At 70.8% G+C, this 20,163-nt stretch carries 22 protein-coding genes and 1 pseudogene; 9 read left to right on the top strand and 14 right to left on the bottom strand.

Features of this window, described 5'->3' with window-relative positions; genetic code table 11:
* Window positions 1-77: 77 nt before the first annotated feature.
* The 4 genes from ACOBQU_RS18955 (at window position 78) to pknB (ending at window position 6,764) form a co-directional block, all read left to right on the top strand.
* On the top strand, window positions 78-1,637 hold the full coding sequence (locus ACOBQU_RS18955) for a Stp1/IreP family PP2C-type Ser/Thr phosphatase (protein ID WP_423628519.1): 1,560 nt from the start codon (window positions 78-80) through the stop codon (window positions 1,635-1,637).
* A 26-nt stretch (window positions 1,638-1,663) separates the two neighbouring features.
* Window positions 1,664-3,094 carry an FtsW/RodA/SpoVE family cell cycle protein gene (locus tag ACOBQU_RS18960; protein WP_423628521.1) on the top strand — a complete coding sequence of 477 codons (1,431 nt, stop codon included), beginning with the start codon at window positions 1,664-1,666 and terminating at the stop codon, window positions 3,092-3,094.
* Window positions 3,091-4,554 (top strand): peptidoglycan D,D-transpeptidase FtsI family protein, encoded by a 1,464-nt coding sequence (locus ACOBQU_RS18965; RefSeq protein WP_423628523.1) that lies wholly within the window; start codon window positions 3,091-3,093, stop codon window positions 4,552-4,554. Before ACOBQU_RS18960 ends, ACOBQU_RS18965 begins: the two co-directional genes overlap by 4 nt.
* A gap of 170 nt (window positions 4,555-4,724) precedes the next feature.
* Window positions 4,725-6,764 carry a Stk1 family PASTA domain-containing Ser/Thr kinase gene (gene pknB / locus ACOBQU_RS18970; RefSeq protein WP_423628526.1) on the top strand — a complete coding sequence of 680 codons (2,040 nt, stop codon included), beginning with the start codon at window positions 4,725-4,727 and terminating at the stop codon, window positions 6,762-6,764.
* Window positions 6,765-6,996: 232 nt separating this feature from the next.
* On the opposite strand, the gene ACOBQU_RS18975 is transcribed toward pknB, so the two are convergent.
* From ACOBQU_RS18975 to ACOBQU_RS19000, 6 genes are all read right to left on the bottom strand, one after another.
* Window positions 6,997-7,743, bottom strand: coding sequence for a class E sortase (locus tag ACOBQU_RS18975; protein ID WP_423628528.1), 747 nt, complete (start codon window positions 7,741-7,743; stop codon window positions 6,997-6,999).
* Window positions 7,744-7,785: 42 nt separating this feature from the next.
* A complete protein-coding gene (locus ACOBQU_RS18980; protein ID WP_423628530.1) occupies window positions 7,786-8,805 on the bottom strand; it encodes a class E sortase in 1,020 nt (339 codons plus the stop codon).
* Between the two features lie 88 nt (window positions 8,806-8,893).
* The gene (locus ACOBQU_RS18985) at window positions 8,894-9,532 is read right to left on the bottom strand and encodes an aminodeoxychorismate/anthranilate synthase component II (RefSeq protein ID WP_423628532.1); all 639 of its coding nucleotides are present in this window, start codon (window positions 9,530-9,532) and stop codon (window positions 8,894-8,896) included.
* Window positions 9,532-9,717, bottom strand: a complete 186-nt coding sequence (locus tag ACOBQU_RS18990; RefSeq protein WP_423635031.1) for a hypothetical protein — start codon at window positions 9,715-9,717, stop codon at window positions 9,532-9,534. The genes ACOBQU_RS18985 and ACOBQU_RS18990 overlap by 1 nt, the downstream gene beginning before the upstream one ends.
* A 4-nt stretch (window positions 9,718-9,721) precedes the next feature.
* A complete protein-coding gene (locus ACOBQU_RS18995; RefSeq protein WP_423634583.1) occupies window positions 9,722-10,441 on the bottom strand; it encodes a class E sortase in 720 nt (239 codons plus the stop codon).
* A gap of 23 nt (window positions 10,442-10,464) precedes the next feature.
* Window positions 10,465-11,235: a DUF881 domain-containing protein gene (locus tag ACOBQU_RS19000; RefSeq protein WP_423628534.1), complete on the bottom strand. Its 771-nt coding sequence runs from the start codon at window positions 11,233-11,235 to the stop codon at window positions 10,465-10,467.
* A gap of 149 nt (window positions 11,236-11,384) precedes the next feature.
* Between ACOBQU_RS19000 and crgA the strand changes: the two genes are divergently transcribed.
* Window positions 11,385-11,642, top strand: a complete 258-nt coding sequence (gene crgA, locus ACOBQU_RS19005) for a cell division protein CrgA (RefSeq protein ID WP_423628536.1) — start codon at window positions 11,385-11,387, stop codon at window positions 11,640-11,642.
* A 439-nt stretch (window positions 11,643-12,081) separates the two neighbouring features.
* On the opposite strand, the gene ACOBQU_RS19010 is transcribed toward crgA, so the two are convergent.
* Window positions 12,082-12,978, bottom strand: a complete 897-nt coding sequence (locus tag ACOBQU_RS19010) for a rhomboid family intramembrane serine protease (protein ID WP_423628537.1) — start codon at window positions 12,976-12,978, stop codon at window positions 12,082-12,084.
* 146 nt (window positions 12,979-13,124) lie between these two features.
* Entirely contained in the window at window positions 13,125-13,658 is a 534-nt protein-coding gene (locus ACOBQU_RS19015) for a peptidylprolyl isomerase (RefSeq protein WP_423628539.1), read from the bottom strand.
* A gap of 246 nt (window positions 13,659-13,904) precedes the next feature.
* Between ACOBQU_RS19015 and ACOBQU_RS19020 the strand changes: the two are divergent.
* The 3 genes and pseudogenes from ACOBQU_RS19020 (at window position 13,905) to ACOBQU_RS19030 (ending at window position 15,645) form a co-directional block, all read left to right on the top strand.
* Window positions 13,905-14,617, top strand: a pseudogene (locus tag ACOBQU_RS19020) (DUF5324 family protein).
* Window positions 14,618-14,837: 220 nt separating this feature from the next.
* Window positions 14,838-15,110 (top strand): hypothetical protein, encoded by a 273-nt coding sequence (locus tag ACOBQU_RS19025; RefSeq protein WP_423628541.1) that lies wholly within the window; start codon window positions 14,838-14,840, stop codon window positions 15,108-15,110.
* Between the two features lie 25 nt (window positions 15,111-15,135).
* Window positions 15,136-15,645, top strand: coding sequence for a M23 family metallopeptidase (locus tag ACOBQU_RS19030; RefSeq protein WP_423628543.1), 510 nt, complete (start codon window positions 15,136-15,138; stop codon window positions 15,643-15,645).
* Between the two features lie 36 nt (window positions 15,646-15,681).
* On the opposite strand, the gene ACOBQU_RS19035 is transcribed toward ACOBQU_RS19030, so the two are convergent.
* Window positions 15,682-15,972: a hypothetical protein gene (locus ACOBQU_RS19035; protein WP_423628545.1), complete on the bottom strand. Its 291-nt coding sequence runs from the start codon at window positions 15,970-15,972 to the stop codon at window positions 15,682-15,684.
* A 349-nt stretch (window positions 15,973-16,321) separates the two neighbouring features.
* Between ACOBQU_RS19035 and ACOBQU_RS19040 the strand changes: the two genes are divergently transcribed.
* Complete coding sequence (locus tag ACOBQU_RS19040; protein WP_423628547.1) at window positions 16,322-16,588, top strand: chaplin; 267 nt, start codon at window positions 16,322-16,324, stop codon at window positions 16,586-16,588.
* A 73-nt stretch (window positions 16,589-16,661) separates the two neighbouring features.
* On the opposite strand, the gene ACOBQU_RS19045 is transcribed toward ACOBQU_RS19040, so the two are convergent.
* From ACOBQU_RS19045 to ACOBQU_RS19065, 5 genes are all read right to left on the bottom strand, one after another.
* Window positions 16,662-17,534, bottom strand: coding sequence for a tyrosinase family protein (locus ACOBQU_RS19045; RefSeq protein WP_423628549.1), 873 nt, complete (start codon window positions 17,532-17,534; stop codon window positions 16,662-16,664).
* Window positions 17,535-17,757: 223 nt separating this feature from the next.
* Window positions 17,758-18,156 (bottom strand): tyrosinase family oxidase copper chaperone, encoded by a 399-nt coding sequence (locus ACOBQU_RS19050; RefSeq protein ID WP_423628551.1) that lies wholly within the window; start codon window positions 18,154-18,156, stop codon window positions 17,758-17,760.
* A 78-nt stretch (window positions 18,157-18,234) separates the two neighbouring features.
* Entirely contained in the window at window positions 18,235-18,747 is a 513-nt protein-coding gene (locus tag ACOBQU_RS19055; RefSeq protein ID WP_423628552.1) for a hypothetical protein, read from the bottom strand.
* A gap of 223 nt (window positions 18,748-18,970) precedes the next feature.
* A complete protein-coding gene (locus ACOBQU_RS19060; RefSeq protein WP_423628553.1) occupies window positions 18,971-19,660 on the bottom strand; it encodes a vitamin K epoxide reductase family protein in 690 nt (229 codons plus the stop codon).
* On the bottom strand, window positions 19,660-20,163 hold the full coding sequence (locus ACOBQU_RS19065) for a DUF5949 family protein (RefSeq protein ID WP_423628554.1): 504 nt from the start codon (window positions 20,161-20,163) through the stop codon (window positions 19,660-19,662). Before ACOBQU_RS19065 ends, ACOBQU_RS19060 begins: the two co-directional genes overlap by 1 nt.

The raw sequence follows: 20,163 nt of genomic DNA on the forward strand, positions 1-20,163 counted from the left end.
ACACAGGACGCCAGCGCGCTCCCGACCGGAGGGTGGGCACCGTGCGGATGTACCCGGAGCCGACGGGCGAGGTGCGCATGAGTCTGTCACTGCGCTTCGCCGCCGGATCGCACAAAGGCATGATCCGGGAGGGGAACGAGGACTCCGGTTACGCCGGTCCGCGGCTTCTCGCGATCGCCGACGGCATGGGGGGCCAGGCGGCGGGCGAGGTCGCGAGTTCCGAGGTGATCTCGACGCTGGTCACGCTCGACGACGACGTGCCGGGCTCGGACATCCTGACGTCGCTCGGTACGGCCGTGCAGCGGGCCAACGACCAGCTGCGGCTGATGGTCGAGGAGGACCCGCAGCTGGAGGGCATGGGGACGACCCTGACCGCCCTGCTGTGGACCGGGCAGCGGCTCGGCCTCGTCCACGTCGGTGACTCGCGCGCGTATCTGCTGCGTGACGGTGTGCTGACGCAGATCACGCAGGACCACACCTGGGTGCAGCGGCTCGTCGACGAGGGCCGCATCACCGAGGAGGAGGCGACGACGCATCCGCAGCGGTCGCTGCTGATGCGGGCGCTCGGCAGCGGCGACCACGTGGAGCCGGACCTGTCGATCCGCGAAGTCCGCGCGGGCGACCGGTACTTGATCTGCTCCGACGGCCTGTCGGGCGTGGTGTCGCACCAGACGATGGAGGACACCCTCGCCAGCTATCAGGGCCCGCAGGAGACCGTGCAGGAGCTGATCCAGCTCGCGCTGCGCGGCGGCGGCCCGGACAACATCACGGTGATCGTGGCCGACGTCCTGGACATCGACACCGGAGACACGCTCGCGGGTCAGCTGTCCGACACCCCGGTGGTGGTCGGCGCGGTCGCCGAGAACCAGTTGCAGACGAACGACGGCGGGGCCATGCAGACCCCGGCGGGCCGCGCGTCGGGCCTCGGCCGTCCCGCGCCGCCGTCCGGTGGCGGCTTCGGCCCGCCCGGCAGCGGCGACACCGCGGAGTACGCCCCGGAGGGCTCCTTCGGGGCGTACGGCGATGACGACTTCGTGAAGTCCGGCGGCGGCCGCAAGTGGCTCAAGAGATCGCTGTACACGGCGCTCGCGCTCGCCGTCGTCGGCGGCGGCCTCTACGGGGGCTATCGCTGGACGCAGTCGCAGTACTACGTGGGCACGAAGGACGAGCACGTGGCGCTGTACCGGGGCATCGACCAGGACCTGGCGTGGGTGAGCCTGTCCAAGGTCGAGAAGGACTACCCCGGGATCGAACTCAAGTACCTGCCGCCGTATCAGCGCAAGCAGGTCGAGGCCGCCATCGAAGAGGGCAGCCTCGACGAGGCCGAGAGCAAGATCGCGGAGCTGGGGCTCCAGGCATCGGCATGCAAGAAGGACGCCGAGCGACGCAAGATCGAACGGGAGAACCGGGAGCGCAGCGAGAGCAGCGCCAAGCCGGGAGCCAAGCCGGGTGAGGGCGAGACGGGAGGCCTGAGCGGCCAGACCGTCAAGCCGACCCCCACGCCCGGCGCCGACGGCGACCCCGGGAAGAACGTGAAGGACGACCCGTCCAAGTCCACCACCGCACCGACTCCCAAGCCGGGCCCGACCTTCTCCGAGCAGGAGAAGCAGTTGGCCAAGCAGTGCGGTAAGCAGTAAGCAGCCGTTGGGGGCCCTCGTACGCCATGAGCAGTAGTAGCACCACACACACGTCGACGATCGGCGCCATCGGCGCGCCGAGTCGGCGCAACACCGAGCTGGCGCTCCTGGTGTTCGCCGTCGTCATCCCGCTGTTCGCGTACATGAACGTGGGCCTGGCCATCTCCGGCGAGCTGCCCCCGGGCATGCTCGGCTACGGCCTGGGGCTCGGTCTGCTCGCGGGGGTCGCGCACCTGGTGGTGCGCAAGTTCGCGCCGTACGCCGATCCGCTGCTGCTGCCGCTGGCGACGCTGCTCAACGGCCTGGGCCTGGTGGTGATCTGGCGGCTCGACCAGTCGGAGCGGCTCCAGGACCTGGCGAAGATCCAGTTCGGGGCGTTCAGCCCGTCCGCGCCCAAGCAGCTGCTGTACACGGCGGTGGGCATCGCGCTGTTCGTCGTGGTCATGCTGTTCCTGAAGGACCACCGCGTCCTGCAGCGGTACACGTACATCTCGATGGTCGCGGCGATCTTCCTGCTGCTGCTGCCGCTGGTGCCGGGCCTGGGGAAGAACATCTATGGCGCGAAGATCTGGATCCAGGTCGGCGGGTTCTCCATCCAGCCGGGCGAGTTCGCGAAGATCGTGATCGCGGTGTTCTTCGCGGGCTATCTGATGGTGAAGCGGGACGCGCTCGCGCTGGCCAGCCGCCGCTTCATGGGCCTGTATCTGCCGCGTGGCCGTGACCTCGGTCCGATCCTGGCCGTGTGGGCGATGTCCATCCTGATCCTGGTCTTCGAGACCGACCTGGGTACGTCGCTGCTGTTCTTCGGCATGTTCGTGGTGATGCTGTACGTGGCCACGGAGCGCACCAGCTGGATCGTGTTCGGTCTGCTGATGTCGGCCGTGGGCGCCGTGACGGTGGCGTCGTTCGAGTCGCACGTCAAGGTGCGTGTGGACGCCTGGCTGGACCCGTTCTCGCAGGAGGTCATCGCGCGGACGGGCACGGACCAGATCGCCCAGTCCCTGATGGCGTTCGGCTCCGGCGGCGTGATGGGCACGGGGCTCGGCCAGGGCCACTCCGACCTGATCGGCTTCGCCGCCAACTCCGACTTCATCCTCGCGACGTACGGCGAGGAGCTGGGCCTGGCCGGGATCATGGCGCTGCTGCTCGTGTACGGGCTGATCGTGGAGCGCGGGGTGCGCACGGCGCTCGCGGCCCGCGACCCGTTCGGCAAGCTGCTGGCGATCGGCCTGTCCGGGGCGTTCGCGCTCCAGGTGTTCGTCGTCGCCGGTGGTGTGATGGGCCTGATCCCGCTGACCGGTATGACGATGCCGTTCATCGCGTACGGCGGTTCGTCGGTGATCGCGAACTGGGCGCTGGTGGGCATCCTGCTGCGCATCAGCGACACCGCGCGCCGCCCGGCGCCCTCGCCCGCTCCGAACCCCGACGCCGAGATGACCCAGGTGGTACGGCCGTGAACAAGCCCCTGCGCCGCATCGCGATCTTCTGCGGGCTGCTCGTCCTGGCGCTGCTCATCCGTGACAACTGGCTCCAGTACGTGAAGGCCGACCACCTCGCCGAGCACGACATGAACCGCCGGGTGCCCATCGAGCGGTACGCGCAGCCGCGCGGCAACATCATCGTGGACGGCAAGTCGATCACCGGCTCGAAGAAGGTCGACGGCGACGACTTCAAGTACAAGCGCACGTACAAGAACGGCCCGATGTGGTCGCCGGTCACCGGCTTCGCCTCGCAGCGCATCGGTGCCACGCAGATCGAGTCGATCGAGGACCGCATCCTCACCGGCAACGACGACCGGCTCTTCTTCCGCCGCAGCCTCGACATGCTGACCGGCAAGAAGAAGGAGGGTGGCAACGTCGTCACGACGCTGAACGCGGCCGCGCAGAAGGCCGCGTACAACGGTCTGAAGGGCCTCGGCAAGGGCGCCGTCGCGGCGATCGACCCGAGCACCGGCGCGATCCTGGCGCTGGCGTCGACCCCGTCGTACGACCCGTCGCGCTTCGCGGGCAACACCAACAAGGAAGCCGAGGTCTTCCAGAAGCTCGACAAGGACCCGGACAAGCCGATGGTGAACCGGGCGCTGCGCGAGACCTATCCGCCGGGCTCGACGTTCAAGGTCGTCACGGCCGCGGCGGCGATGGAGCACGGCCTGTACACGGACATCGACGGCAAGACGGACTCCCCGCTTCCGTGGACCATGCCGAACACCCGCACCGAGCTGAAGAACGAGGGCAACATCCCCTGCAAGAACGCCTCGCTGCGGCAGGCGCTGCGGGTGTCGTGCAACACGGTCTTCGGCAAGATCGGCTCGGACCTCGGCAAGGACAAGATGCTGGAGACGGCGGAGAAGTTCGGCTTCAACGAGGAGCAGTTCATCCCGGTCCGCTCCAACGCGTCGAACTTCCCGAAGGAGATGGACAAGCCGCAGACGGCGCTGTCGTCCATCGGCCAGTTCGAGACGGCCGCGACGCCGCTGCAGATGGCGATGGTGACCTCCGCGATCGCCAACGACGGCAAGCTCATGGAGCCGTACATGGTCAGCGAGCTCCAGGCGCCGAACCTGGACGTGGTGGAGAAGCACTCGCCGAAGGAGATGAGCGAGCCGCTGTCCAAGGAGAACGCGCAGAAGCTCCAGGAGATGATGGAGACCGTGGTCGAGGAGGGCACGGGAACCAGGGCCAAGATCCCGGGCGTCACCGTGGGCGGCAAGACCGGTACCGCGCAGCACGGTCTCAACAACAGCAAGAACCCGTACGCCTGGTTCATCAGCTACGCGAAGACCGACTCGGGTTCCCCGGTGGCGGTCGCCGTGGTGGTCGAGGACAGCAGCGCGAGCCGTGACGACATCTCCGGTGGCGGTCTGGCGGCGCCGATCGCGAGGGACGTGATGAAGGCGGTTCTCGACAGCAAGAAGTGACCCATGTCACGGCCACTCCTCATCGGTGCACGTTGCGATACCGGTCCTGTATCGGGTGACGGTTGCGGCCGGGTCACGTTAGCCGAGCCGGGTACGGTATGCCCGGACAGCACACCGCCGGACCGCGCAACACGGTGCGGTCGGGACCGACGGAGAGGGCTGGATTAGCTATGGAAGAGCCGCGTCGCCTCGGCGGCCGGTACGAGCTGGGCCAGGTGCTCGGCCGCGGTGGCATGGCGGAGGTCTACCTCGCGCACGACACCCGCCTCGGCCGCACCGTGGCGGTGAAGACGCTGCGGGTGGACCTCGCGCGTGATCCGTCGTTCCAGGCCCGGTTCCGCCGTGAGGCCCAGTCGGCCGCCTCGCTCAACCATCCCGCGATCGTCGCGGTCTACGACACCGGCGAGGACTACGTCGACGGGGTCTCCATCCCGTACATCGTCATGGAGTACGTCGACGGCTCCACGCTGCGGGAGCTGCTGCACTCCGGGCGGAAGCTGCTGCCCGAGCGGGCCATGGAGATGACCATCGGCATCCTCCAGGCCCTGGAGTACTCGCACCGCAACGGCATCGTCCACCGCGACATCAAGCCCGCGAACGTCATGCTGACGCGCAACGGCCAGGTCAAGGTCATGGACTTCGGCATCGCCCGCGCCATGGGCGAGTCCGGCATGACGATGACGCAGACGGCCGCCGTGATCGGCACCGCGCAGTACCTGTCGCCGGAGCAGGCCAAGGGCGAGCAGGTCGACGCCCGGAGCGACCTGTACTCCACGGGCTGTCTGCTGTACGAACTCCTCACCGTCCGCCCGCCGTTCGTGGGTGACTCGCCGGTCGCGGTCGCCTACCAGCACGTGCGGGAGGAGCCGCAGGCGCCGAGCGTCTTCGACAACGAGATCACGCCCGAGATGGACGCGATCGTCCTCAAGGCGCTCACCAAGGACCCGGACTACCGCTACCAGTCGGCGGACGAGATGCGCGCCGACATCGAGGCCTGCCTCGACGGCCAGCCCGTCGCCGCGACCGCCGCGATGGGCGCCGTCGGCTACGGCGGCCACCCCGACGACCAGGCCACGGCCATGCTGCGCCCGCAGAACGGCGCCCCCGGCCAGGCCCAGACGTCGATGCTGCCCCCGGTCAACCCGGACGACGGCGGGTACGGCTACGACGAGAACGGCCGCCGCGGCCGCCAGAAGAAGAGCAACACGTCGACGATCCTCCTGGTCGTCGCGGGTGTCCTGGTCCTGGTCGGGGCGATCCTGATCGGCAAGTGGGCGTTCAGCGGCGACGCCGGGTCCGACGACAAGAAGGCACCCAATTTCGTCGGCGAGACGCTGAAGGAGGCCCAGCGCTCGGCGAAGAACGTCGACCTGGAGATCGCGGTCTCCAAGCGCGAGCCGTGCGAGAAGTTCCCCGCGGGGAAGATCTGCTCGCAGGACCCGACCGAGGGGACCAAGGTCGAGAAGGGCGACACGATCAACGTGGTCGTGTCGACGGGCGCGCCGAAGGTCACCGTCCCGGACGTCGAGGGCCTCCAGTACTCCACGGCGAAGAGCAAGCTGGAGGACAAGGGCTTCAGCGTCGACAAGAAGACGCAGGAGTCCGACCAGAACCCGAACGTCGTGATCAGCCAGGACCCCTCGGGCGAGACCGAGGTGGAGCGGGGCTCGACGATCACGCTGACGGTCGCCAAGAAGAAGGTCCAGTACACCGTCCCGGACGTCACCGGCAAGTCCTGGGACGACGCGAAGAGCCAGATCGAGGCCAACAACCTCGTCGCCGTGCGGCAGGACGTGGAGAGCGACAGCGTCGAGGAGGGCAAGGTCATCGCGACCACGCCCGCCGCGAACACGAAGGTGGACCCGAACTCCACGGTGACCGTCCAGGTCGCCAAGAAGCCCGAGGAGGAAGAGGAGGAAGAGGTCTCCGTCCCGGCCGTCGCCGGTCGGACGCTGTCCGAGGCCCGTGACCTCATCGAGGACGCCGATCTGACGGTCGGCAACATCACCGGGCCGCAGGACGACGACGCCCGGGTGGTCCTCTCCGTTCCGAACGTCGGCCAGAAGGTCAAGACCGGCACCGCGATCAACCTGACGACCGTCGGCGGCGGGGGCGGCACCCCGGGCGGCGGCGACCAGGGCGGCGGTGACAACGGAGGCGGCGGCTTCATCGAGGGCGCCACCGGCTTCGGCCGCCACAGCCGGGACTGACGCCCGGCGCGACCGGAGCGCCGTCCGGCGCGAGGCGACAGACGAGGGCCCCGGCACCAGGGATGGTGCCGGGGCCCTCGTGTGCGCGGGAAGCCTCCGGGGCTCGCGCGGGCGCCGGGAGCCTCAGGGGCTTCGTAACGCGGGCGCCGGGATCCTCATGGGCTTCGTAAACCGGGTGCGCGCCAGCGTCAGGGCCCTGGCGCGCACCGGTGACCGGCGACCGGCCCGCCGGTCACCGCAGTTCGGGCGGCGGTGTCCGCTTGCTGTCGACCTTCTCCACCCGCTCCAGCTTGCCCCACACCACATACCGGTACGTGGAGGTGTAGACCGGCGTGCAGGTCGTCAGGGTGATGTAGCGGCCGGGCTGCTTCACGCCCGACTGCTTGGGGATGGGGTCGAGGACGCGGACGTTGTACTTCGAGGTCTCGGGGAGGGTCTTGTAGACCTTGTACACGTACCACTTGTCGCGGGACTCGAAGACGATCGGGTCGCCCTCGTCGATCTTGTCGATCCTGTGGAACTTCGCGCCGTGCCCGTCGCGGTGCGCGGCCAGCGAGAAGTTGCCCTTCTCGTCCTGCGGCAGCGCGGACTTGACCGGCTCCGTGTAGTACCCGGCGATGCCGTCGTTGAGGGTCTTGGGGTCGGTGCCCTTCTTGACCAGGATCTCGCCGCCGCTCATCGACGGTACGTGCAGGAAGCCGATGCCGTCCCGGGTGTTCAGGGCGCCGGGGCCGTCGGCCCAGTGGTCGCGCACCGCGTCGCCCTGCTTCTTGGCCTCGCGGTCCGCTATCACATTGGTCCACCACAGCGAGTAGACGACGAACAGGCCGAGCACCAGGCCCGCGGTGATGAGGAGTTCACCGAAGACGCTGACGGCCATGGCGATCTTCCCTCGGCCGCGCCCTCGTGGGCGTCGCGCGGGCGCGGGCGCGGACTTCTCGGCCCGCTCCTGCTCGTCCTCTTCGGTGGTGGCTGCCACTGCACCTGCCCCGTCTGTCTCGTGCCCCGGCTGTCTCGCCGCCTAGTCGACCAGCGCGGCTGGTTTTCCCTGCGCGCGTGGCCGGTCTTCGACCATCTTGCCCCACACGATCATGCGGTACTTACTCGTGAACTCGGGGGTACAGGTGGTCAGTGTGATGTAGCGGCCCGGTTTGGTGAAGCCCGAGCCGGGTGGGACGGGGTCGAGGACCGCCGTGTTGCCGGGGCTGGTCTGGGGGAGGATGCTCGCCATCTTGTAGACGAAGTACCGGTCCTGGGTCTCGACCACGATGGGGTCGCCCGGCTTGAGCCGGTTGATGTAACGGAACGGCTCGCCGTGCGTGTTGCGGTGTCCGGCGACCGCGAAGTTCCCGGGGTTCGCGTCGGGCATCGGGGTCTTGGTGCCGCCCTCGTTGTAGTGGCCGACCATGCCCCGGTCGAGGACCTTGTGCTTGTCGATGCCCTCGGCGACCGGTGTGACCACGTCGAGCTTCGGGATGTGCAGGAGCGCGAAGCCCTGCCCCGGCTCGAAGGCGCCGGGCTTGCCCTTGCCGTTCGCCCAGTCCTCCTGCAGGTCCCGGGCGGCTTCGTTGGCCTGCTGCTGGGCCCGTATGTTCGTCCACCACAGCTGGTAGGTGACGAAGAGGAGCATCAGGACGCCCACGGTGATGAACAGTTCGCCCACGGCGCGGCTCGCGATCGTCGCCGGGCTCGGTCGGCGGGCCCGCTCGGCGCGGCGCGCCTCCAGCCGGGTCAGCGGGCGTCCCGGCGCCGCTTCGGCGGGCGCCTTGGCCGGGGGCTTTCCCCGCCGGGGCCCCCTGTGCTTGGCGGCCTTGCGCCGCGCGGCCCGGCCCTCGCCCGGCGGGGCGCCCTCCCGGCGGCCCGGGTCCGGGGGCAGGCCCGCTATTCGACGGGTGTCCGCCGTCCGCAGGGCGATGGTCTCGTCGTCGGCGTCCTCGTACGCGTCCTCGTACGCGTACGAGGAGACGCGCCCCGCGCCCGGAGGCGCGCCCTCCTGGGACGGGCCCGGAGGCTCACCCCCCTGAGCCGGAGCCGACGGCACGTCCTCCGGGGTCGGGCCCGGCGGCGCGCCCGCGCGGAACCACGGCGACGGATGCTCCCCTCCCTCCCGGAGGCACCGCCGACCACGGTCACGCCGTGGCCCTGCCCACCACCGGGGCCAGCCCGCTCGATCGTGCGACGGCCCCCGGGTCGCCGCACTCGGCGAGCCAGTTGGCGAGCATCCGGTGGCCGTGCTCGGTGAGCACCGACTCCGGGTGGAACTGCACGCCCTCGACGGGCAGTTCGCGGTGGCGCAGGCCCATGATGATGCCGTCGTGGGTGCGGGCGGTGACCTCGAGGTCGGCGGGGACGGTGCCGGGCTCGGCGGCGAGCGAGTGGTAGCGGGTCGCGGTGAACGGCGACGGCAGGCCCGCGAAGACGCCCTTGCCCTCGTGGGTGACCGGCGAGGTCTTGCCGTGCAGCAGCTCCGGGGCGCGGTCGACCACACCGCCGTACGCGACCTGCAGGGACTGCATGCCCAGGCACACCCCGAACACGGGCACGCCGGTCGCGGCGCAGTGGCGCACCATGTCGACGCAGACCCCGGCCTGCTCGGGGGCGCCGGGCCCCGGCGAGAGGAGGACGCCGTCGAAGCCGTCCTGTGCGTGCCTCAGCTCGACCTCGTCGTTGCGGAGCACCTCGCACTCGGCGCCCAGCTGGTACAGGTACTGGACGAGGTTGAAGACGAAGCTGTCGTAGTTGTCGACGACGAGAATGCGCGCGCCCACTAGTTGTCCACCGTCACGTCGTTGAAGGGAAGAAGCGGCTCGGCCCAGGGGAAGACGTACTGGAAGAGCACGTAGACGACCACGAGGAACAGCACCAGCGAGAGCAGCGCCTTCACCCATGCGTTCCCCGGCAGATGCCGCCAGATCCAGCCGTACATGCCGTCCCTTCCGTCGCCGTACGGCACCAGACTAACGGCGCAGGGCCTTCGGTTTGCCTGCCTCCACGGGCTGGGTGGCGTCCAGATGGGCCCAGGCGATCAGCCGGTGGCTGTGGCCCCACTCGGGTTCGCAGGTGGTGAGGGTGAGATAGCGGCCGGGTTTCCGGAAGCCGGACTTGCGGGGGACGGGGTCGATGACGCCGGTGTCGGTGGGGAGGGTTTTGTACGGCTTCCTGGTGATGCGGTACGTGAACCAGGTGGTGCCGTCGGTGAGGACGACCGCGTCGCCGCGGCGCAGCTCGGGGAAGTCCTTGAACGGGTCGCCGTAGGTGCGGCGGTGCCCGGCGACGGCGAAGTTGCCGCGCTGGCCGAGCTGGGCGGTGCGGGCGTAGTGGCCGAGGCCCTTCTTCAGGGTGCCGGTGGCAGTGCCCTGGAGCACGGGCTTGTTCCACGTGAAACCAAAGCGGGGAACGTACATGACGGCGAAGGGTTCGCCGTCCTCGTAGGGGGCGGGCCTGGGGGGTGCGGCCGCGCCGCCGCCGTCACCGCGCGTGCCGCCGACCTTGTCGTCCGTACCGGCGGTCAGGGATCCGGAGGCCCACTTGTCCTGGAGGCGGTCGATCTGCTGCTCCATCGCGCGGTCGGCCTTCACGCCGGTCCAGAACATCACGTACACCACGAAGAGCACGATCACGGTGCCGACGGTGAGGCACAGTTCGCTGAACGTCCTCAGCAGCACGCGGACCGACACCACAGGGACCTCCCGAGCGAGGGCTACTCCAGGGGCTTCGCGTAGTGGAGATCCACTGTGCCCGAGTAGCCGGGAAGAGTCACCGCTCCGTCGTCGTCGACTTTCCAGCCGAGCCCGTAGGCGTTGACGTACAGCATGTAGTTCTGGATCTCGGGGGAGGCGGCGAGGGCGTCCTTGAGCTTGTCGGGGTCGCCGACGGCGGTCACCTTGTACGGCGGTGAGTAGACGCGGCCCTGGAGGATCAGGGTGTTGCCGACGCAGCGCACCGCACTGGTGGAGATCAGGCGCTGGTCCATGACCCGGATGCCCTCGGCGCCGCCCTGCCACAGGGCGTTCACCACGGCCTGGAGGTCCTGCTGGTGGATGACCAGGTCGTTGGGCTGGGGCTCGGGGTAGCCGGGGAGCTTGGCGGTGGCGTCGGGCGGGGCGTCGGTGAGGGTGACCGTGACGGCCTCGCCGGTCAGCTTCTTGGTGCCCGCGTTCCGCTCCAGGGCGCGCAGCCGGGCCTCGTCGGCCTTGGTGCCGGGGTGGTCGCGCTGGGTGAGGGACTCCACGTCGTCGCGCAGGGAGCCGTTGGACTCGTCGAGGTCCTTGTTCTTGCGGCTGCGCTCCTGGATGAGGTCGGAGAGCTTGAGCAGGGAGGCGTCGGTGCGGATGTTGGTGCCCTTGGCGGTGTTGAAGCTGGTCATGAAGATCAGCCCGGCGAGGGCGAAGACGGCGGCGGTCAGCACGCGCAGCGGCCACCGGCGGCGCCGTGGGCCCGTACCCGCTGGGAAGTCGGCAGAATTGCTCAACGTACCCTTACTCCTTCACCGCCGCGGAAGCACTACGCTAACGGACGCCCGGGGAAGACTTCGCGCGCTGTAGCGACGGAGCGTCCCGCCCAGGCGGCCTGACCCAGTTACCTGCGCGGCCACGCAGCGCATCGACAGGAGAGACCCTCGTGCCGAAGTCACGTATCCGCAAGAAGGCAGACGACTACACGCCGCCGTCGTCCAAGAAGGCGACCAACATCAAGCTGACCAGCCGTAGCTGGGTGGCTCCCGTGATGCTGGCGTTGTTCCTGATCGGCCTCGCCTGGATCGTGGTCTTCTACGTCACGGACGGCAAGCTTCCCATCGATCCGCTGGGCAACTGGAACATCGTGGTCGGGTTCGGCTTCATCGCGGCGGGCTTCGGCGTCTCCACGCAGTGGAAGTAGCGCACGGCTCAACGCCGAGGGCAGGGCGTTCGGAGGGCGGAGCGCAAGCCCTGGCCTGAGTTATCCACAGCGCGAGCGCTTCCATCCACAGACCTGGGGAAAGGTCTGAAGATCTGTGGATAACTCTCGGGATGTTGACGCCGGTGTGACTGGCCGACCGCACGCGACCGCCCGGTCACACCGCGTCCCGCCTGGGAAAACCCGATCCGCCACCGCCAGGAACACCCGTTCCCCACATCGTGCACAAGATCGGGCACAGACTGTGGACAACTCCGGGACCGTTCCGCCGCACCGGCGTCCAGAAAACGCGTCGGCCCGAGCGGACCCGGACCGACCCGAGCGGACCCGGGCGGACCCGGGCGGACCCGGACCAGCCCGAGCGGACCCAGGCGGACCCGGACCGACGCGGGCCGCCCCGGACCGACGCGGTCAGCCCGGATCAGGTGAGCTGCGCCGTGCGCGCCACGACGACCACCACGATCACGGCGAACACCAGCGCACACGTGCCCCACTGCACCAGGGACCGCCGCTCGCGGGGCGCGTGCACCATCCCGTACGCGATGGCGACGCCCGCGGCCAGGCCGCCGACGTGCGCCTGCCAGGCGATGCCGCTCCAGGTGAACGTGAACAGCAGGTTCAGCGCGAGGAGCGCGATGACCGGCCGCATGTCGTAGTTCAGCCGCCGCATCAGGACGGCCGTCGCGCCGAGCAGACCGAAGATCGCGCCGGACGCGCCGAGCGAGGCCTTGTCCGCGTCCTCGATCAGATACGTCAGGGCGCTGCCGCCGAGACCGGACAGCAGGTACAGCGCGAGGTAGCGGGCCCGGCCGAGCGCCGCCTCCAGAGGGCCGCCGAGCCACCACAGACCCAGCATGTTGAACGCGATGTGCCAGATCTCCTGGTGCGTGAACATCGCCGTGACCAGCCGGTACGCCTGGCCGTCGGCGACGCCCTCCGTGGGCACGTACGGATACGGGGGCCACTGGCCGATCAGGACCAGGTCGTCCAGGAGGCTGTCGCCGCGCACCCGCACGGCCAGGAACACCAGGACGTTGACCGCCAGGATGATCTTCGTGAGCAGCCGGGGGTCCTGGGTGAGGGTGCCGCCCGCGAGCGTGCGGGGCTGGCTCGCCGCCGGGGAGTGGCCCGTGCCGGAACCGCCGCGCACGCACTCCGGGCACTGGAAGCCGACCGAGGCGCTGATCATGCACTCCGGGCAGATCGGCCGCTCGCACCGCGTACAGGTGATGCCCGTCTCGCGGTCCGGGTGGCGGTAGCAGCACGGCAGGCTCTGCGCGTCCTTGGGCCCCTGCGGGCTGCCTGGCGCCTGGTCCATCACGGTCCCCTCAATCTCCGAACGAAGGCGGCACGGCGGATGCGCCGCGACGCGCCGCCCCGCCCTCCTCTCACACGCCGCCCCGCCCTCCTCTACGGACGGGCGGGGCGGTTTTGTTCCCTTGTGGGCATCCTCGCCGGTGGCGCTCAGCCCTCGCGCGTCTCCACGACGACGGTCTCGATGACCACGTCGTTGACCGGGCGGTCCGTACGCGGGTTGGTCTGCGTGCCCGCGATGGCGTCCACGACCTTCTTGCTGGCGTCGTTGGTGACCTCGCCGAAGATGGTGTGCTTGCCGGTCAGCCAGGCGGTCGGCGCGACGGTCACGAAGAACTGGGAGCCGTTGGTGCCCGGACCCGCGTTGGCCATGGCCAGCAGGTAGGGCTTGGTGAAGGCGAGGTCCGGGTGGAACTCGTCGGCGAACTCGTAGCCCGGGCCGCCGGTGCCGTTGCCCAGCGGGTCACCGCCCTGGATCATGAAGCCGCTGATCACCCGGTGGAAGACCGTGCCGTCGTACAGCTTGTCCGTGGACTTCTTGCCGGTGGCGGGGTGGGTCCACTCACGCTCGCCCTTGGCGAGTTCGACGAAGTTCCTGACCGTTTTGGGCGCGTGGTTCGGCAGGAGCCGGATCTCGATGTCGCCCTGGTTGGTCTTGAGAGTGGCATAGAGCTGCTCAGCCACGATCTGCCTTCCGTTGTCCTCTGTGACGCTCCGATCCTCGCACGGACGGGAACGGGACGAGTAGCGGACGAGCGACCGCATGAAGGGCTCCCCCGCCGGGAAACCGTGGCATCGTCGGCGAGAGGACCGCCCTCTCCCGTTTGCCCCGGATGCCCGCCCGCACATGCCGTGCCCCCACATCACAGGCATGATCCCTGAAAGGGCGGAAAGGCGACATACCTATAACGCCACCGAGGAGGAGGAACCGTGACCCGCAAAGACAGCGTGCGCGCCGCGACGAGCACGGCCAAGGACAGCGTGCGTCACGCCGCGGACGTGGTGGCGCCCTACGCCGGAACGGCCAAGGACGCCGCGGTGCACTACGCGCACGAGGCCCGCGAGCGACTCGCGCCGAAGGTGACGGGGGCGGCCCACGGAGCGGCCGGGCAGGCTCGCGCCCAGTACGAGGCCCATGTCGCGCCGCGGCTCGAACAGGCGCGGACGCACGTGCCGCCGAAGGTCGACCACGCCGCGCAGCAGGCCGCCGTCCGCACCCGCAGGGCCGCCCGGCAGGCCGCCGACTTCTCCAAGCCCCGCATCGAGAGCGCCGTGGCCGCCGCGGGCCCGGTCCGCGAGGAGGCCGCCGCCCGCGGCGCCGCCGCGCTCGCCGCGCTGCGCGGCCAGGTGTCGGCCGAAGAGATCCAGCGCCTGTCGCGCAAGCACGAGCGCCGGGCGCGCGCGGGGCGGCTCGCCAAGCGCCTGGCCGTCCTCGGCGTGCTCGGCGCCGCCGCGGTCGCCATCTGGAAGTGGTGGGACAAGCAGGCCAACCCGGAGTGGCTGGTGGAACCCCCCGCCGCCACCGAGATCCCCGACCGCTCCCCCTGACGTCGGTGGACGGCAGCGGCCAGGCGTCCCTGGACCCGGAGGTACGGGCGAAGCAGGCGGAGGCGGAGGCCGAGGGCCGCGACGAGAAGCCCTGAGCGGCGACGCCCGAAGGCGGGACCGGCGGCCGGGCGGGATTCAGGTGCGGGCGGGCAGGGTTGCCGCCCGCACCTCTGCTGTCCGGGCCCGCCCCGCCCGCACCGCGCGGCGCCCTCCTTCAGTCCGTACGCCGCCCATGTCCCCGGGCCCCGGGGCGCGTTACGCCAGCTGGCGCAACCGGGCGTGCGCGGGCGGCCCGCCGCCGTTCTGCTGGCGGGCATGGGCTACCACATAGACGGCCCGCAGACAGCGGGCAGCACGCGACGCGACGCGCTGGGCATCGGCGTGATCCTGCTGGCCTCGGGGGCGCTCGGCATGGCACCCCCGACCCGCGAGAGGCGGGACCAGCGGGACGGCCGGGACGAGTTCACCGCCGCGGACGATCCGTACGACACCCTCGACGCCCCCCACACCCCCAAGCCCCCACGACCCCCATGCCCACCACGCCCTCGACGACCCCCACGACCTCCACGACCCCCACGACCTCGCTGACCCCGACGGGGCCCTGGACACCTGCGTGGCCGACTACGACGAGGAGTTCGAGTCGCTGCTCGCGGCGGCCGACGCCCGAGTCGAGCCCTCCTCCACCCGCGCCCTCGCCCCCCTCGGCCCGCCCGGCAGACGGACCATGCCGCTGCGCCGCCGCTACCGGGTCAGCGCCCGCTACGGCATCCGCGGCAACTGGCTCGCGGGCCACCACACCGGCATCGACCTGGCCGTGCCACAGGGGACGCCGGTGTACGCCGTCGGCGCGGGCGTCGTGGTCCTCGCCCGCTGGTCCGGCGCGTACGGAAAGGCCGTGACCGTCCGGATGGCCGACGGCCACTACGCGCTGTACGCGCACCTGTCGCGGATCTCCGTACGCCAGGGCGCGCGGCTGCGCGCCGGTGCCCGCGTGGGCAGCAGCGGCAGGACCGGGCGCGCCACCGGGCCCCACCTGCACCTGGAGATCCGCAGGCGCCGCGGCTACGGCTCGGACATCAACCCGGTCCGCTACCTGGCCCGGCACGGGGTGCGGCTGGTGTGACCGGCCGCACCCCGGCGGCCGGTCACATCGCGGGGGCTACTGCACCGCGGGGACCAGGCCCGTCACCGGGGCGACCAGGTCGGTGAGCTGGTGCAGCTGGTTCAGCTCGTTGAGCTGGTTGAGGCCGGAGAGCTGGCTGGACACGGTCGGGAGCTGGTCCTGGTGCGAAGCCGGGATCGGCGCCCGGCCGAGGTCGTCGAGGACGGTGACGGGGTTGAGCTTCGGGGCTTCGTGGGTGTCGGCGGCCGCGTGGGCCGAGGGCACCGCGAGCGCGGCGGCACCGGCGGCGAGGGAGACGGCGGCCATGAGTCGGCGTGCTGAAGTCATGCCCTCAGCAACGGCACGGGCTCCCACGGGGACACGGCCCCGCGCTCCCTCTCACCCGACAAGCGCAGAAACACCGGCCCGCCGGAACAGCCATCGGAATACCGGCCCTCGTAAACCGCGTGGCGCACGACGGGAACCAGTACGGCATAAGGCAGCGCGGCGGAAACCACACGCCCGCGGCTAAAACCGGCCGTCGCCCGCGAACACGCACCCGGCCGCACGCATTCCTACATTCGTACCAGGTACGCCTCTTCGTGAATTCACCGCCGTGACTTCACTACGGGTGACGGCGTTAGGGAATTGCGGCCACACCCACGCGGCCGCAGTTACCAAGTCGAAGGAGAACGTGATGTCTCGCATCGCGAAGGCAGCCGCCCTCACGCTCAGCGCCGGGGCCGTCGTGCTCGGTGGTTCCGGGATGGCCATGGCGGACGCCGATGCGTCGGGTAAGGCCACCAACTCCCCCGGTGTGCTCTCCGGCAACCTGATCCAGGTCCCGGTCAACGTGCCCGTGAACTTCTGCGGCAACACCATCAACGTCATCGGCGTGCTGAACCCGGCGTTCGGCAACACCTGCGTCAACAACGGCGGCGGTGGCGCCGGGTACGGCCACTGATCGGACGCCCCCCTCGCGAAGCCCTCGGTGAGTCCATCGCCGGGGGCTTCTCCGCGCCCGCCCCCGGCCGCTCTCACTCCTCGTACCGGTAGCTCCCCCGATGGCTGGTCATCTCGTCCGGTGTCGTCCGCCACGGCGGCATCGGCTCGTGGCGGGCGACGACGCGCTCGTACCCCGGATCGCCCAGTTCCGGCGGGCGGGCCGGGAGGTAGGGGGCCGCGTCCGGGTGGCGGCGCTGCCAGCGGGTCCACAGCAGGTCGACGAAGGCGTGGTTCAGCCAGAAGACGGGGTCGTTCACGGAGCCGCCGCCGAGCATGTGGCCGCCGACCCAGCGGTGCACCCGGTTGTGGTTGCGCCACCGGTCGGTGCCGCGGCCCGGCGCCCAGCCCTCCAGGGTGTTGCGGAAGCCGCCGTGTGACGTGGAGTCCCAGGGCTCCACGTCGTAGCGGGTCTCCTTCAGGGACCGCTCCACGTCGGCGGGGGTGGGCAGGTCGATCGGGTTCGCGGGGTTGCCGAACGCGCGGGTGAGGAACTCGCCGTCGGTGACGCTCTCCTTGATGGTCCACTGCCCGTTGCGGTACGCGAACGGGCCCGTGCGCACCTGGCGGTCGCCGGAGCGCCCGTCGCCGCCCATGAAGTCCTCGCCCCACAGCGACGCGGCGGGGCTGCGGTCGCGCGTCCAGTCCCAGTAGGGCACGGTCACCGCCGGGTCGACGCGCTGGAGGGCCCGCTCGAAGTCGAGCAGGAAGCGGCGGTGCCACGGGAAGAACGACGGCGCCATGTGGGCGACCCGCAGGCCGCGCTCGCCGTCGGCGACGTAGAAGTCGATGTGGATGCGGACGAATTCGTCGTACTCGCCGCGGCGCTTCAGGCGCAGCACGGCGTCGACGAACCTGCGCCGCTCGGCGCGGGTGAGCCGGTTCTGGTTCTTGCGTGTGGAGACCACGTTCCCCTTCCCCTTCCGGTCCGGGTGCTCCCGGTCCGCGTGCTTCCGCTTCCGGTCTGCGCTCTTCCGTTCCGCGTGCTTCCGCTTCCGGTCCGCGTCCGTCCGGTCCGCGTCCGTCCGGTCCGCGTCCGTCCGGTCCGCGTCCGTCCGGTCCGCGTCCGTCCGGTCCGCGTGCTTCCGGTCCGATCCCTGCGGCCCCCGGGGCCCCGGGGCCTGTGGGCGGTCAGTGCGTGTGGCCGCGCAGGGCCTCGGTCGCGCCGAGTTCGTCGACGGCCCCGCGGGTCGCCGCGAGCGGTGTTCCGTACGACCCGTAGTGGTCGACCATGCTGAGGTAGCTGCCGTCCGCGCGGCGCATCAGGCCGAGGCGCCTGCCGTCGACGGTGACCCGCCAGTCGCCGGTGGCCCGGCCGTCGTCGCCGACGACCGGGTCGCCCTGGATGCGCCGCCCCCGGTACATCTCGTCGAACGCGCCCTCGCGGCCGTCCTCCTGGCGCGCGGCCCGTGCCCAGGTGGGCGCCACCCGCAGGACCCCGGCGGCGGCGAGCGTGGCCACCGCCGCGGTCCCCAGGAGGTGGCGCCGCCGCACCCGGTGCGTCAGCGGCGTGCGGTTCGCTGCTGTCATGTGCTCCCTCTTCCGGCTTCCGGCTTCCGGCTTCCGGTGCGTGGCGCGTCGCGCGGGGCCCCGCGGGCGGCCGGGGTGTCAGGTGAGGCCCAGGGCGGCCGCCGGGTGCGCGGTCAGCAGCGGCGAGTCGAGGCCCGCCGCAGGCATCGTGAGCGGCGGCAGCGGCGCGGGGCCGCTGGGCTCGGCCAGCGGCGCCTCCAGGGTGGCGCCAGGCGTCGCGGTGTGGACGTCCGAGCCCTTCGCTACGACGCCGACGGTGTCCAGGCTGTTCTCGCCCACCAGGTCGGACAGCGGCACGGCGGCGCTCACGTCGGGCAGCGTGTGGCTGAGCGGGACGCGCGGCACGGCCCGCTCCGGCAGCAGCTTGCCCTCGACGTACCGCGGCCCCTCGAAGCCGTCACCGGGCATCGGCATCGGCAGGGTGCTGCTGATGCGGGGCGCCTGGAGGCCGAGGGACCTCTCCACGCCGTCGAGGGGCACGGGCACGCTGGGCTGGTCCGCCACGGACGCCGCGGACGCCGTCGACGCCGCGCAGGCGGCCGCGGTGCAGGCGAGGGCGGCGGCGACGGCCCCTCGGGTGGTGTGCTTCATGGGCTCGGTTCCTTTCGGTCACGGCGACCACACGGTTCGCACCGGCTCAACGAGCCGCGATTCCGCACCAGCGGGGATCCGGCACGAAATTCGCCCGAGCATCCCAATGGTGACCTCAGCGGATCGTCATCGGATCACACCGGTTCGGGCCGCTGGTTTCCGGCCGCTGGTTCGGGAATCCGGTCCAGGCCGCTGGTTCGGGAATCCGGTCCAGGCCGCTGGGTCAGGCCGTCCAGAATTCCCACCAGCGGGTCAGGATGAGCATTCCGATCGCGCCGACGTGCACCACGGGAAGGGTCCAGGTGAATTCGCCGAGATACGTCCTGAGCCAACTCGGCGCGGGCAGGAATCCGTTGCGCACATTGGCGGACGTGACGTACCAGAACATCAGGATGGTCGCGGCCCAGGCCAGGCAGCACCACAGGCACAGCGCGTTGATCCGGTACAGGGACTGGAACTGCAGCCACGTGCAGAAGCCGACCCCGAACAGCGTGCCCGCGTTCAGCGTCAGCCAGTACCAGCGCGGGAAGCGGGCCCCGGCCAGCAGGCTCATGCCGACGCCGATGACCACGGCGTACGCCGCGAGCCCCAGCATCGGGTTGGGGAACCCGAACGCCTCGGCCTGGTCGCTCTTCATGATGCTGCCGCACGCCACGACCGGGTTGATGCTGCACCCCGGCTGGAAGTTCGGGTCCTTCAGCAGCTCGAACTTGTCGAGCGTGATCACCCACGACGCGAGCAGCCCCGCCGCACCCGTGACCACCAGGAGCAGGGCGAGCGCGCGACTGCCGCCGGCTGCGCGCGAAGGGGTCACGCGGCCGGCGGCGGTCCTGGCGGCGTCCCGGCTCGACTGCGCCGGGACGGTACGGGGCGGTGCCTCGGCGGCACCGGCGGGTGCGGTCGGGCCCGGCATCAGCCGCGCAGCCGCTGCACCGGGAGGACGCAGTGCACGGCGTTCGTCAGGGTCTCCTCGGAACCCGCGAAGGCGCGCAGGCTCTCCTCCGACACGGGCGTGCCCGGCGCCGCGTCCGGCCAGGCGCGCGTGGTCATCATGAAGTACGCGTGCCCCCGGTCGTGCACGGCCGCGAGCCACTCCGGCGGCACGACGCACTGGGCGTTGACGTGCGGCATGTTGACGACCGCCTGCCCGGCCTCGACGAGCAGGCTCACCGGCAGGCTCGGGTTCCGCGAGCCGTCGAGGACGGGACCGCCGACCGGCAGGCCCGCGTTGTGCAGCAGCGCGCCGACGGCGTCCGCCGTGGCCTCGGGGCCGCCCTCGGTGTCCCCGAGGGAGTAGGCCATCAGGAAGGCCATGTCCTTTTCCTCCTCGGGGTGTTCGCCGCTCCAGGCGATCACTCCGAGGGTGCCCATGTCGGACGCCTTGAAGGGGCGCTGCTCGCTCGGTGTTGAGGTCAT

It is taken from the genome of Streptomyces sp. G45 (assembly GCF_049542095.1).
Taxonomy (GTDB): Bacteria; Actinomycetota; Actinomycetes; order Streptomycetales; family Streptomycetaceae; genus Streptomyces.

Bases quoted from the DNA above. Each gene is read 5' to 3' on its own strand.
- ACOBQU_RS18955 (WP_423628519.1), top strand. From the start codon at position 78: ATGAGTCTGTCACTGCGCTTCGCCGCCGGATCGCACAAAGGCATGATC.
- ACOBQU_RS18960 (WP_423628521.1), top strand. From the start codon at position 1,664: ATGAGCAGTAGTAGCACCACACACACGTCGACGATCGGCGCCATCGGC.
- pknB (WP_423628526.1), top strand. From the start codon at position 4,725: ATGGAAGAGCCGCGTCGCCTCGGCGGCCGGTACGAGCTGGGCCAGGTG.
- ACOBQU_RS19010 (WP_423628537.1), bottom strand. From the start codon at position 12,978: ATGGACCAGGCGCCAGGCAGCCCGCAGGGGCCCAAGGACGCGCAGAGC.
- ACOBQU_RS19025 (WP_423628541.1), top strand. From the start codon at position 14,838: ATGGGCTACCACATAGACGGCCCGCAGACAGCGGGCAGCACGCGACGC.
- ACOBQU_RS19035 (WP_423628545.1), bottom strand. From the start codon at position 15,972: ATGACTTCAGCACGCCGACTCATGGCCGCCGTCTCCCTCGCCGCCGGT.
- ACOBQU_RS19040 (WP_423628547.1), top strand. From the start codon at position 16,322: ATGTCTCGCATCGCGAAGGCAGCCGCCCTCACGCTCAGCGCCGGGGCC.
- ACOBQU_RS19050 (WP_423628551.1), bottom strand. From the start codon at position 18,156: ATGACAGCAGCGAACCGCACGCCGCTGACGCACCGGGTGCGGCGGCGC.
- ACOBQU_RS19055 (WP_423628552.1), bottom strand. From the start codon at position 18,747: ATGAAGCACACCACCCGAGGGGCCGTCGCCGCCGCCCTCGCCTGCACC.
- ACOBQU_RS19060 (WP_423628553.1), bottom strand. From the start codon at position 19,660: ATGCCGGGCCCGACCGCACCCGCCGGTGCCGCCGAGGCACCGCCCCGT.
- ACOBQU_RS19065 (WP_423628554.1), bottom strand. From the start codon at position 20,163: ATGACCTCAACACCGAGCGAGCAGCGCCCCTTCAAGGCGTCCGACATG.